We start from the raw sequence: 12330 nt of genomic DNA, 5'->3' as shown, positions 1-12330 counted from the left end.
GGCTGGTACTTGCCCGGGCCGAAGAGGCGGGGGGCCTTGTCGTCGCCCACGAAGAGGGGGGACAGGACCAGGTGGAGTTCGTCGGCCAGGCCCTGTTGGAGGAGTTGGGTGTGGATCGTGCCGCCGCCCTCGACCATCAGGCGGTCAACTCCCCTTACCGAGTGCAGGTGTTCGAGAAGGGCGCGCCAGTCGAGGTCCGGGCCGAGGGCCACGATGTCCGCCGCCAGGCCCAGCTCGCGTGCTCGCTCCGCGCCCTTGGTCGTCGTACAGACGAGCTTTTCGCCGCCCGTGTGCCAGAAGTTGGCCTTCGGGTCCAGGTCTCCGGAGGCGGTGACCGTGACCTTGAGGGGGTATTCCGGCTTGCCTGCGGCGACTCGACTCGCCCTGCGGTCAGGGGAGTTGACCAGGAGGCGGGGGTTGTCCGCGCGGATCGTGCCGGCGCCGATGAGGATCGCGTCGACCGATGCCCGGACCTCGTCGACGCGGTCGAAGTCGGCCGGGCTGGAGAGGAGCAGCCGGTCGGGGCCGGTGTCGTCGAGGTAGCCGTCGAGGGAGACGGCGGCGGACAGCAGGACGTAGGGGAAAGGCATCGACGCGCTCTCTGTCGGAGGCGGGCGGGGCTCGGTGGAACGGCGGGGCTTGGTTCAAGTTTGAAACAAAACTACACTGGGGGCATGACGACTCGCTGGCTCACCGCCGAGGAGCAGCGCGCCTGGCGCGCGTACATCGCCGCGACGCACCTCCTGGAGGACGCGATCGACCGGCAGCTCCAGCAGGAGGCCGGCATGCCCCACCTGTACTACTCCATCCTCGCCAACCTCTCCGAGGTGCCGGACCGGCGGCTGCGGATGACCGACCTCGCCGAGAAGTCGAAGATCACCCGGAGCCGGCTGACGTACGCCGTGACCCGGCTGGAGAAGGACGGGCTGGTGCGGCGGGAAGGGTGTCCGTCGGACAAGCGGGGCAGCACGGCCGTGCTCACCGACGACGGGATGGCCGTGCTGGAGCGTACGGCGCCTGGGCATGTCGAGACCGTACGGGCCGCGATCTTCGATCACCTCACCCCGGAGCAGGTGCGGCAGATGGAGGAGATCAGCGCCGGGATCGCGCGGGCGCTGGAAGGCGACGGGGGCGAGGTCACCCGGGAGGACGTTCCCTGGCGCCGGCGTTCGTCCTCGCCGTGCACGTGACCCGTGAACCATGACCCGTGACTCGTGAACTGCGACCCGTGACCCGTCCCACAATTCTGTTGCTTCAAATTTCAAGCATGAGGTAGGGTCCGTCATCGTGGATGTGCTTCAAAACTGAAGCACCTCACTGACGCACATCCGCGTACCCGCCGCCGGACCACGGAGACCCGCATGCCCGACTTCCCCGCCGCCACCCCGCGTGCCCGCGTCCGGGTACCGCTGCGCTTCCAGGACGGCTACGGCGTCGACGCCGAACTCGTCACCTTCCACGGCCTGACCGACGGCCAGGAACACGTGGCGGTCGTCCTCGGCGACCCCGCCCCCGGCACCACCCCGCTGGTCCGGCTGCACTCCGAGTGCCTCACCGGCGACGTCTTCGGCTCCGCCCGCTGCGACTGCGGACCCCAGCTGCGCGAGGCCGTCGAGCGCATCGCCGAGCGCGGCGGTGTCCTGCTCTACCTGCGCCAGGAGGGCCGCGGCATCGGCCTCTACAACAAGCTCGACGCGTACGCCCTCCAGGACCAGGGCCTCGACACGTACGCCGCGAACACCGCGCTGGGCCTGCCCGAGGACGCCCGTGACTACACGGCCGCCGCGCAGATGCTCACCGCCCTCGGGATCACATCCCTGGACCTGCTCTCCAACAACCCCGACAAGGCCGACCAGTTGCGCGGTCTCGGCATCGACGTGCACGACCGCGTGCCGACCGGTGTGTTCACCACCCCGCACAACGTCCGGTATCTACGCGCGAAGGTCCTCCAGACCCACCACACGCTGCCGCTGGGCCAGTTGACCGAGCTGAACGCGGGCTGAGGGTCGAACAGGGGCTGAGCCGCGCGGCGATGGTGTAGCGGGCTACACCATCCATTCGGGAGGGCACTCCCTCGTGCCGCAGGGCCGCCGCCGGAAGGCTTGAGACCACGATCACGCTGTCGATCGGATCTCGACCTACCGCCGACGTGGAGGCCTTCCCCAGCCATGGCTACTCTCCTTTATCGCTTGGGCCGTGTGGCCTTCCGGTGGCGCTGGTTCGTCACCCTGTTGTGGGTGGCGGTCCTCGGCGCCGTCGGATTCGCCGCCGCCAAGGCCCCCGCCGCCCCGGACGACGGTTTCACGATGCCCGGCATCGAGTCGCAGCGCGCCTTCGACCTGCTGGAGCAGCGCTTCCCCGGTACGGCGGCGGACGGCGCGAACGCCCGGATCGTCTTCGTCGCCCCGAACGGCGAGAAGGTCACCGCGACCGAGAACAAGGCGGCGATCGAGAAGCTGGTCACGGAGGCGGCCGACGGTTCCCAAGTCGCCTCCGCCGTCGACCCGTTCGCCGCGAAGGCGGTGAGCGAGGACGCGTCCACGGCGTACTCCACCGTCACCTTCAAGGTGAAGGCCGACGATCTCACCGACGCCGCCAAGACCCACCTGGAACGGGCCATCGACACGGCCCAGAAGGCGGGCCTGACCGTCGAGGTCGGCGGCGACGCCCTCGCCACCCAGCCCGCGGCGGGCGGCAGCGCCGAGGCGATCGGCATCGCGATAGCGGCCGTGGTCCTGCTCATCACCTTCGGTTCGCTGGCCGCGGCCGGCCTGCCCCTCCTTACCGCGATCCTCGGCGTCGGCATCAGCATGTCCGCGGTCCTCGCCCTGGGCAGCGCCTTCGGCCTCTCCGAGACCACCGGCACACTGGCCACGATGCTCGGCCTCGCCTGCGGCATCGACTACGCGCTGTTCGTCGTCTCCCGCTACCGGGAGGAACGCGAGAAGGGCCACGCGCCGCGCGAAGCGGCGGGACTCGCGGCCGGTACGGCGGGTTCGGCAGTGGTGTTCGCCGGCCTGACCGTTGTCATCGCCCTGGCCGGTCTGTCGGTGGTCGGCATCCCGATGCTGACGAAGATGGGCCTGGCGGCGGCGGGCGCGGTCCTCCTGTCGGTCCTGATCTCCCTCACCCTGGTCCCGGCCGTCCTCGGCTTCTGGCCGAACGCCGTCCTGTCGCGCCGCGAACGGAAGGGCAAGGCCAAGGCCGGGCGGAGCAAGGCCAACGGCGAGAACGGGGGCAGCCGTTGGGCCCGGATCGTCGTCCGCCGCCCGATCCCCGTCCTGCTGCTCGGCGTCGTGGGCCTCGGCGCGATGGCCCTCCCGGCCCTCAACCTCCAGCTCGGCATGCCCGGCGACGAGGCCAAGTCCACGGCCACCACCGAACGCCGCGCCTACGACGACCTCGCGAAGGGCTTCGGCCCCGGCTTCAACGGCCCCCTGACCATCGTCGTGGACGCCAAGAAGGCCGACGACGCGAAGAGCGCCGTAGCGACGATCGCGAAGGAGATCGCGGCCACCGACGGGGTGGTCTCGGTCTCACCGGCGCGCTTCAACTCGGCAGGCGACACGGCGGTGTTCAGCGCGACCCCCGCCACCAGCCCCACCGACGAGAAGACGAAGCAGCTCGTCCAGACGATCCGCGACGAGCGGGCCGGTATCGAGTCCGGCACATCCGGCGCGAGCTTCGAGGTCACCGGCACCACCGCGCTGAACATCGACGTGGCGCAGAAGGTGCAGGACGCGCTGATCCCGTACCTGGCGCTGGTGGTGGGTCTGGCGATCGTTCTCCTGCTCCTGGTCTTCCGCTCGCTGCTCGTGCCTCTGAAGGCTGCGCTCGGCTTCCTGCTCTCCGTGCTCGCGGCGCTCGGCGCGGTGGTCGCGGTCTTCCAACAGGGCCACGGGGCCTCGCTGTTGGGCGTCGACCAGACCGGCCCGATCATGAGCCTGATGCCGATCTTCCTGGTGGGCATCGTCTTCGGACTGGCCATGGACTACGAGGTGTTCCTGGTCTCCCGGATGCGCGAGGCGTACGTCCACGGGGACGGGCCCGGTCAGGCGATCGTCTCCGGGTTCCGGCACAGCGCCCGGGTGGTCGTGGCCGCCGCGCTGATCATGATGGCGGTGTTCTCGGGCTTCATCGGCGCGGGTGCCTCGATGATCAAGATGATCGGCTTCGGGCTGGCCATCGCGGTCCTGTTCGACGCGTTCGTGGTCCGGATGGCGATCGTGCCCGCAGTCCTCTCCCTCCTGGGCAACAAGGCCTGGTACCTGCCCCGTTGGCTCGACCGGATCCTGCCCCGCACGGACGTCGAGGGCGAGGCCCTGAGCCGCAAGGTCCCGGCACCGACCGCCGACACGCCCACCGCCCGGCTCACTCCGGTCCCCTAGGCCGGGGCCGCCGAGAGCGGAGGCGGCCTCGCGGTGCCGGATCCCGTGGGGACGGGGACCGGCGCAAGTCCCGGGCCCGGCGACGGGGCACTCCCCCCGCCCGTCGCCGGGCCCGCGGACGTCCACACCCCACCACGTCACCAACTCGCCCACCAGAGAGGGCACTTCGATGAAAACCTCAGTGCGGGCCGGAGTGGCCGGGCTCCTCGCCTGCGGCACGCTGCTCACCGTCGTCCTGGTCACCCACGACGGCGACGGCAACGACGACAGCCACAGCGGCATCGCCTACTCGGCCCCGTCCAAGGGCCCGTACGTGGCCCTCGGCGACTCCTACACGGCCGGCCCCGGCATCACCGACCCCACCGGCACCCCCGCGGGCTGCGACCGCTCCGCCGGCAACTACCCGGCCCTCGTCGCCGCCGAACTCGGCCTGAAGGGACGGGACTTCCGCGACGTGAGCTGCAGCGGCGCCACAACCGCCGACCTCGCGGCAGCGCAGAAGACGGACGACGGAACCAACTCCCCCCAACTCAGGGCACTTTCGTCCGCCACCCGGCTGGTCACCGTGGGTATCGGCGGCAACGACATCGACTTCAGCTCGATGATCAAACGGTGCGTGGCGATGGGCGCGCTGTACGAGATGACGGGCAGCGGCAAGTACATCCACGAGGACGCGCCCTGCGAACGGAACTACGTCACGGGCGACTCGGACGCCATACGCGAGAAGATCGCCACGACGGGCGAACGCCTCACCCGGGTCCTGACCGAGGTCCGGCGCCGCGCCCCCGAGGCCCGGGTCTACGTCGTCTCCTACCCGGCGATCCTGCCGGCCGACAGCGCCGACTGCGGCCGGGAGATGTCCCTCGCACCGGGCGACGTGACCTTCCTCCGCGAGAAGGAGCAGCAGCTCAACTCGACGCTGCGGCAACGGGCTTCGGAGGCGGGGGCCGGCTACGTCGACACGTACACCCCGTCCACCGACCACAACGCCTGCGCGGCGAAGGACACCCGCTGGATCGAGCCGCTCGTACCGGAGAGCCCGGCGGCGCCGGTGCATCCGAACGCGCGGGGTGAGCGGGGCATGGCGGACGCGGTGCTGCACACGATCAAGTCGGCGCTGTAGAACGGTCGTTCAGTATCCGGAGTGTCAACCCGCGAGTCCGCAACCTGAGTTGCCCCCTCACTCCCACCCGTACAGACGCATCTGCGGTTCGACACCGTCGAGGTACTGCCGGAGAGCCTGCCCGTTGCCTCTCACGAACTCCTGTGGCACGGCGTCGACTTGGGCCCAGCGGACCTGCGCGTGCTTGAGGGGTTCGCGGTTCTCGGCTTCGCCGGTCCACGTGTCGGCGGCGAAGACGACGGTGAGGAACCCGCTGGGCGCCTCGACCCCGAGGGCGGCATGGATGACATGCACGACCTTCAGCGACTCCGCCTCCACGACGATGCCGGTCTCCTCGTTTATGGCTGCACCTTTTGGTGTCTCAACGACAGGATTGCTATGCCTCCAGAAGGCATGTCTCATGAGACGCGAGGACGACTTGCCCCAGCACGAAGCACCCGAAGCCGTGGCCGCACTGCACCGAACCAAGAGTCAGCTGGCGACGGTTCCAACGTTGGACATCGACGCCATCGGCGTACTCCAGCGTGCCGGCGTCACCGAACGCCAGCCGTTCTATCTCGGCCCTGACGGTTCGTACGACCTTCACCTCAACAGGTTCTTCCGGGACCTGCCGAGCTGGGGAGTGAGATCCGAGAACGGGATTGATGGGTACGCCTCGGACATCATGCTCCAGTGCCGGTTCCTCCACGAGGCTCGCGGAGGGAAGTCAATCTGGCAGATCGACAGCGAAGACCTGCGTGCTTACAAGTACGCCCGGCTTCACGCCAACGACCCGGACGACCGGATCACGGGCAGCACCTGGACGCGCACGCTGGCTGCGTTGGACAAGTGGGTGAAGTGGTCTCTCGACGCCGGTCTGCTGGCGGAGGAGCCGTTTCGCTACGTCGACAAGACCGTGATGACGCCGCAGGGTCCCAAGCAGGTGCGGGTGAACGCCGAGTCAGAGCCGGGATCCCGAAACACCAAGATGAAGTTCCTGCCCTATGAGGACTACCTGTTGTGGCGGGATGTGGGGCTCCTTGGCTACCTGCCCGATGGGGGCCGTGATCCGAAGTGGCGAGGGCGCAACGGGGAGCGAAACAGCCTCTTCGCTGACCTGCTGGTCTGCACGGGGATGCGGCTGCGCGAGGCGGCGAGCCTGGTGCTGCCGGAACTGCCACCAATGGCCCAGGGGCGCGGAGACGTGCACTTGTCGTCTGCCGTCACGAAGCGGCACACGCCGCGGACCGTGTTCATGCGTCGGAAGGTCCTGCGCGATCTGCATCACCATGTCGGCTTCGAGCGCGACGAGCTAGTCCAGCGCAAACTGGCTGAGGGCGCCTACCGGTGGGAGGACCCGTTCCTGGTGCGTCAGGCGAACCGGCAGGCGATGGTGGTGACCGGCAAGCGCAGGGCCTGGAAGTACTCGGACCTCGGGTACGCCGACCGGCTTCGGCTGATGGGCACGGACGCCGGGGGCCGGCCATCGGGGCCGCTGTGGCTGTGGCTGGGTGAGAACGGTCAGCCGTTGTCGAGCGCCACCTGGCAGTCCGCGTTCCGGCGGGCGAACGAGCGGTGCGCGACTTTCGGCATCGAGTTCGACGTCCATCCCCATACGCTGCGGCACACCTTCGCCGTGCACATGCTGGGCCTGCTGCTGCGGCAGACGATCCGGGCGCTGGGCATGAACGAGGACCGCCACTTCACGTCAGCCCAGATCAAGCGGATGCTGATCGGCAATCCGATGCGCAAGCTCCAACTGCTGCTCGGGCACGCGCATGAGGAGACCGTCTACATCTACCTCGATGTGCTCGATGAGGCCCAGGAGATCGTGCTGTCGGCCCTGGCCGAGTGGGATGAACAGTCCGCGGTTCTGGACCGCATCGAGGTTCCGGCGGGGGTGCGTCGATGAGCAGGGGACGCACCCGATTCACCTCGGCAACTCCCGCTCCTGCACCGGCTGACCCCGTGCCCGTACTGGGGCCCGTGGTGTTCCGCGTCCGGTTCGGTGAGGCAGAGGAGCACGTCGACCTGTCCGACCTGCCCTGCCCCCGTCTGGCCCGGGCGCTGGGACAGGCAATCGTGGCGGTAACACCACCCAAGGCCGTGGTCGGGAATCGCGTGGTCTCGAACTTTCGGTCGCTGGTGGTGCGCGTCCGTGATTTCCTCCGCTTCGCGGTTGCGGTGATGCCCGAGCGCGGCGAGGACATCGACCTGGACGATCTGGACTCCGGTCTGGTGGACGCCTATGAGGAGAGGCTGACGGACCACTACGGCCCGAGCAGCGGATCGGCTTCGGTGGCGATGTGGCAGATCGTGCGGCTGCTGAGGCAGGTCAACCAGGCCCATCCGGGGCGCTTCGATGTGGACCTGCGCTCGCGGATCGCCTACTCGATGAGTGAGAGGCGGGCTACCGGGAAGCCACTGGACGCCTACCCCGTGCCGGTCTTCGAGGCGTTCGAGACCGCTGCCCGGGCGGAGGTCGCCAGGATCCGCGATCGCATCCTGGCCGGAGAGCGCCTGGCCGCCGCAGGTAGGAATCCGGAGATCCACGGTTGGGGGCGGCTTGAGAACATCCTGTGGTTCATCAACGAGCACGGCCCCCTGACCGCTGCCTATCGGAACATCCGGGGTGTCGCCGCGAACGGGTACGTCCGCGGCGTCAACAGCCACCTCTACTTGTCGAGGCGGGACTTGTTGTCCTTCCACGTTCTGCTGGCCTGCCAGACGGGGATGGAGCCCGAGGCGATCAAGGATCTCAAGGTGGGCTGCCTGACCAACGCGGCTCGCGGCTTCGTGAGTGTCCAGTACTACAAGCGACGTGCGGGCGGTGATCCGCACAAGAGCATGCGCATCCGCGACGGCGGTAACCTGCGCTCTCCTGGCGGGGTCCTACGGCTGGCCATGCGGTTGACCAAGCGCGCACGCGAGCTGGGTGAATACGACGACCTGTGGGTGAGCATCTCCTGCGCGACCAATGCATTGGGCCCTGCGTCCGGGGCACGGGTGCTGCTGAGTGCGTGGGATCGGGGCCGCTTCCTGGTCGAGCACGGCTTCGATGCCATGCACGACAGGGGTGGGAAGCCGGTCAACCTGGATTTGCGGCGCCTGCGCAAGTCCTTCAAGTCGAAGCAGTATCTGCAGTCCGGGGGTGTGCTGCCGGATTTTGCCGCCGGACATACCCGCGAGGTCGCAGGGCGTCACTACGCCGACATCGGCGCTCACGAGGAGATCCACGACCAGGCGGTCGAGGCCGGCCTGAGCGAGGCCCTCGCCGTCCACCAACGGCCACCGGTGGTACTGGACGAAGAGGGCGGGCGCCTGGACGACGGCAGCCAGGAAGTGCCCCCGGAGGCAGTTCGGGACGCCCTGTCCGGGGCCACCGACGTGTGGTTGTCGTCCTGCCGGAACTTCTTCGACTCGCCTTACTCCCTCAAGAAGGGCGCAGCGTGTCCGGTTCCGCCCTGGGTCTGCCTGGAGTGCCCGAACGCCGTCTTCACGACACGTCACCTGCCCGCCGTGCTCTCTGTCCTCGGGACCATCGAGGCTCAGCGCGAGGAGTTCTCCACGGCCGAGTGGACGGCCCGTTTCGCGGTCGCGCACGAGCGGATTACCAAGGGCGTCCTGGCCCGCTTCAGCGCGCTTCAGATCGCCACTGCCCAGGCCATTGCGGAGGCCGATGGTCCCCGTCTGGCGCTGCCCGCCTCATTTCTGGAGACGCTGCGATGACCCTCCCACTGTCCAAGGCGGCGCCGGCCCCCGCACCGGATGACTACGTCCTGCCCAATCGGTTGAGCAGGTATCACGCCTCTCGGGGTCCGCGGTTCGGCGACGACGTGTGGGATCTGGGTGACTTCTTTCCCCGGACCGAGGCGTCTGGCCGCATCGATTTCCTCCGGTTCGAAGCCGGGCTCCATCGGCAGACCGCGAAGGAGTTTCTCTACTCGCGGCTACGGCGCCGCACCGGACGCACCCACCACCCGATGAAGCCCACTTCGGCCCCACAACAGTGCACCCGGCTCGTCAGCCTCTTCCAGGACCTGCGTTCGGTCGGCGTCCGGCGTCTGCAGGACGCCGAGGCCGGCCATCTGGAGACGCTGGTCACTCGCTGGGAAGCGCAGGGGCCGCATGCGGTCGTCAGCAAGGTCAACCTGCTCAAGCACCTCTCCGGCCACGGCCCCTTCCTGACGGGCGACCGGCTGGCCATCGTTCCTTGGCCGCATCGCAGTGCCAAGCAGGTGGCCAAACTGAAGACGCAACGGGAGAACAGCACTCCGCGCATCCCCGAGGAGATCATGCGGCCGCTGTTGTCTGCCGCCCTGTTCTACGTCCAAGTCGCCAGCCGGGACCTCCTGGCTGCACAAGCGCTACTGGAGCGTCTACGGGAGGAGCAGTCCAAAAGCGACATCGTCCCCGGCCAGACGTGTGAGCGGCTGGACGCTTTCATCGCCGAGCGCCGTGCGCTGGGTCGTGGCATGCCGGCCCTGCCGATGGAATATCGAGGCGCTTGTTCCGCGGATGTCGTCGACGGGGTGGTGCAGGCCCCCAATCTAAGTATGACCGCAATGCTGATCCGGGCTCACCGCGTACTGCACCTGCGACGGGAGATCGAGGCCGCTGGCAGGGAGCTGGGCTGGGAGGAGGGCGGCCTTGCCGTCCCGATGTCGAAATGTCCCGACAGCGGCCTGCCATGGCGCTCCGAACTGTCCGCCGCATCCCTGGCCAGCGAGGTGGTCCATCTCAGGACAGCCTGCTGGATCGTGATCGCCTACCTGTCCGGAATGAGGGACGTGGAGGTGCGGGAGCTCGGCCGTGAGTGCACCTTCACCGAGCCTGGGGCCGACGGCCGCACCCGCTACAAGATCAAGGGTCGGGTATTCAAAGGCCGCAGGCTTACGGGCGACGAAGCCGAGTGGGTGGTCCTGGACGTCGTGCACCAGGCGGTCGAGGTCCTCAAGCAGATCAACGACGATCCCACCCACCTCTTCGGAACCTGGGTCGGAGAGAAGGCCGGCTACGGCCTGTTCAGCGACGTGACGCTGCGTCTGAAGAACTTCCAGCAGCACCTCAATGACCTCTTCAGCATCCAGGGTGAGCCCTACATTCCGTTGCCCCTCGTCGACGAGTACGCCGATGACGAGGCAGTTGACGATCCCGAGCTGGGCCAGGAGGCCGCAGACGAGACCGGGGACGACGCCGGCCCGGGGCCGGTTCAGCCCTGGTGGTTCGACACCCGGCAGTTCCGGCGCACGCTGGCCTGGCATATCGCACACCAGCCGTTCGGCGTTGTTGCTGGCACGAGGCAGTACAAGCACAACGCCTTCGCGATCTTCGAGGGCTATGCGGGCACCTCTGCCTCGGGCTTCGCCGACGAGGTCGCTTCGGAGAAGGCGGTCGTGCTGCTGGACTACGTCGAGGACCTCTATCACGACCACAACGAGGGTGGCCGGTCCGCCGGTGGGGCCGCCGGCCGCGTGGCAGCGGACTTCGACCGGATCAGGGCCGAGCTGGGTGACCTGCCCGGCACGGCCGCCAGCCCCGAACGGCTGAGAGCCGCGCTTCGGCACCTCACTCGCACCCTGCATCCGGGCATCCTCAACGACTGCTTCCACCACGCCGGGACCGCCGTCTGCGGCAAGCGCGCCAAGCCCATCGGCCGGCCGCTTCCCATGCTCAGCGCCTGCTTGGCCTGCCCGAACGCGCGCCGCTCGGCCGTTCATCTGCCCAGAATGGCCCGGGCCCGTGATCTCGCCGCTGAGGAGTTCGCCCGCACCGACGACGTTCCCGCGTTCCAGCGGATCGCCATCGAGGAACACCTGTCGACGCTTACCCAGCTGATCGCCGAACTCCGTGACGAGAAAGGAGTGTCCGCGTGACCACCAGCAGCATCACCCAGAGCGTCTTCGCCCGTCTGGTCCGTGAGCACGAGAGGCTGACCGACATCGACCGGCAGATCATGCGGGCCTTCGAACGACTCATGGACGGCCGCCCGGCGATCACCGACGGCTCCGTGACATCTGTGAACATCGCCGCCGAGGGCGGGGTGTCACGAGCTTCCTACTACCGCTCGCCGGTCGCCGCCGCGATCAAGGAGATCCTCTCTGCCCCCGAGGTCAAGCGTCCCGAGGTCGACGAGCTCAAGGCCGAGGTCGCCCGACTGCGCAAGCAGGAACGCGCACTCCGCCGGGAGCACGCCGCCGAGGTCAGGGAGTTGAAGGACACCGCGGCGACCTACGCCAACCAGATCCAGATCCTGGCCTTGCGCAATGCAGAACTGGAAAGGGATGCCGGAAAGCTCAGGTCACAGCTCTCCGATTCCAGCGACGGAGTAGTCCGCGCACTGCGACCGACCTGACAACCCCGCCCCGCCAAGCCCACCGTGCTGGCGTCCCTGGGCTTGCCCGAGGGAGCGACGTCCGCGACGAGGATGTCGGCCGCCTCTCGCCGTTCGTGCGACAGCACATCAACATGCTGGGCCGGTACTCGTTCAAGCTGCCCGAGCTGCCCGGCGGTATGCGCCCGCTGCGCGACAAGGACGCTGCCGACGACGAGTGACGTCGTACGGCGGCGCGTCGAGGTCGCCACCACCTTGACCTAGGCGTCCGTGCTGGCCAGAGCCCCGGAGCTGGTTCCGCGAGTCGTCGCAGCGGCCGGGGCCGTTACGGCTTCGCGGACCCGCTCGGCGGCCGGTCGGCGGGCCCGGTACGCCTTCTGTCGGCAGGTGAGGCGGTCGTAGAGGGCGTCCCGGCGGTGGCCGCGACGGCGGCGTACCCCCGCGGTCGGTCAGCGGGCGGTGAGTCCGGTGAGCAGGAGGGCGAGCCATCGGGCGCGGGCGGTGGG

10 protein-coding genes are annotated in these 12330 nt (G+C 68.7%); 8 read left to right on the top strand and 2 right to left on the bottom strand.

Translation table 11 applies throughout. From position 1 onward, the window contains the following. A partial coding sequence (locus AC31A1_RS34405; RefSeq protein ID WP_489657070.1) for a RibD family protein occupies positions 1-590 on the bottom strand: 590 nt, incomplete at its 3' end. A gap of 84 nt (positions 591-674) precedes the next feature. Between AC31A1_RS34405 and AC31A1_RS34400 the strand changes: the two genes are divergently transcribed. The 4 genes from AC31A1_RS34400 (at position 675) to AC31A1_RS34385 (ending at position 5511) form a co-directional block, all read left to right on the top strand. Then, positions 675-1190, top strand: a complete 516-nt coding sequence (locus AC31A1_RS34400; RefSeq protein ID WP_489657069.1) for a MarR family winged helix-turn-helix transcriptional regulator — start codon at positions 675-677, stop codon at positions 1188-1190. A gap of 171 nt (positions 1191-1361) precedes the next feature. Continuing rightward, on the top strand, positions 1362-2003 hold the full coding sequence (locus tag AC31A1_RS34395) for a GTP cyclohydrolase II (RefSeq protein WP_328681900.1): 642 nt from the start codon (positions 1362-1364) through the stop codon (positions 2001-2003). Positions 2004-2168: 165 nt separating this feature from the next. After that, positions 2169-4388: an MMPL family transporter gene (locus AC31A1_RS34390; protein ID WP_489657068.1), complete on the top strand. Its 2220-nt coding sequence runs from the start codon at positions 2169-2171 to the stop codon at positions 4386-4388. A gap of 169 nt (positions 4389-4557) precedes the next feature. Beyond that, complete coding sequence (locus AC31A1_RS34385; protein WP_489657067.1) at positions 4558-5511, top strand: SGNH/GDSL hydrolase family protein; 954 nt, start codon at positions 4558-4560, stop codon at positions 5509-5511. A gap of 57 nt (positions 5512-5568) precedes the next feature. On the opposite strand, the gene AC31A1_RS34380 is transcribed toward AC31A1_RS34385, so the two are convergent. Then, on the bottom strand, positions 5569-5829 hold the full coding sequence (locus AC31A1_RS34380) for an NUDIX hydrolase (RefSeq protein WP_489657066.1): 261 nt from the start codon (positions 5827-5829) through the stop codon (positions 5569-5571). Between the two features lie 175 nt (positions 5830-6004). On the opposite strand from AC31A1_RS34380, the gene AC31A1_RS34375 reads away from it, so the two are divergent. The 4 genes from AC31A1_RS34375 to AC31A1_RS34360 are packed head-to-tail and all read left to right on the top strand — an operon-like array spanning position 6005 to position 11845. Beyond that, positions 6005-7402, top strand: a complete 1398-nt coding sequence (locus tag AC31A1_RS34375) for a tyrosine-type recombinase/integrase (protein WP_245879144.1) — start codon at positions 6005-6007, stop codon at positions 7400-7402. 56 nt (positions 7403-7458) lie between these two features. Then, a complete protein-coding gene (locus AC31A1_RS34370) occupies positions 7459-9219 on the top strand; it encodes a hypothetical protein (RefSeq protein WP_489657065.1) in 1761 nt (586 codons plus the stop codon). Next, a complete protein-coding gene (locus AC31A1_RS34365) occupies positions 9216-11366 on the top strand; it encodes a hypothetical protein (protein WP_489657064.1) in 2151 nt (716 codons plus the stop codon). The genes AC31A1_RS34370 and AC31A1_RS34365 overlap by 4 nt, the downstream gene beginning before the upstream one ends. Then, positions 11363-11845 (top strand): hypothetical protein, encoded by a 483-nt coding sequence (locus AC31A1_RS34360; RefSeq protein ID WP_256905760.1) that lies wholly within the window; start codon positions 11363-11365, stop codon positions 11843-11845. Before AC31A1_RS34365 ends, AC31A1_RS34360 begins: the two co-directional genes overlap by 4 nt. Positions 11846-12330: the final 485 nt, after the last annotated feature.

The sequence above is a fragment of the Streptomyces sp. P5F9 genome, assembly GCF_057961495.1.
Note: the sequence above shows the minus strand (reverse complement) of the source record. Positions and strands in the feature narration are given on the sequence as shown.

What these genes read in the sequence shown, in the direction of transcription:
- AC31A1_RS34400 (WP_489657069.1), top strand. Translation starts at nt 675, where the DNA reads ATGACGACTCGCTGGCTCACCGCCGAGGAGCAGCGCGCCTGGCGCGCG.
- AC31A1_RS34385 (WP_489657067.1), top strand. Translation starts at nt 4,558, where the DNA reads ATGAAAACCTCAGTGCGGGCCGGAGTGGCCGGGCTCCTCGCCTGCGGC.
- AC31A1_RS34390 (WP_489657068.1), top strand. Translation starts at nt 2,169, where the DNA reads ATGGCTACTCTCCTTTATCGCTTGGGCCGTGTGGCCTTCCGGTGGCGC.
- AC31A1_RS34395 (WP_328681900.1), top strand. Translation starts at nt 1,362, where the DNA reads ATGCCCGACTTCCCCGCCGCCACCCCGCGTGCCCGCGTCCGGGTACCG.
- AC31A1_RS34365 (WP_489657064.1), top strand. Translation starts at nt 9,216, where the DNA reads ATGACCCTCCCACTGTCCAAGGCGGCGCCGGCCCCCGCACCGGATGAC.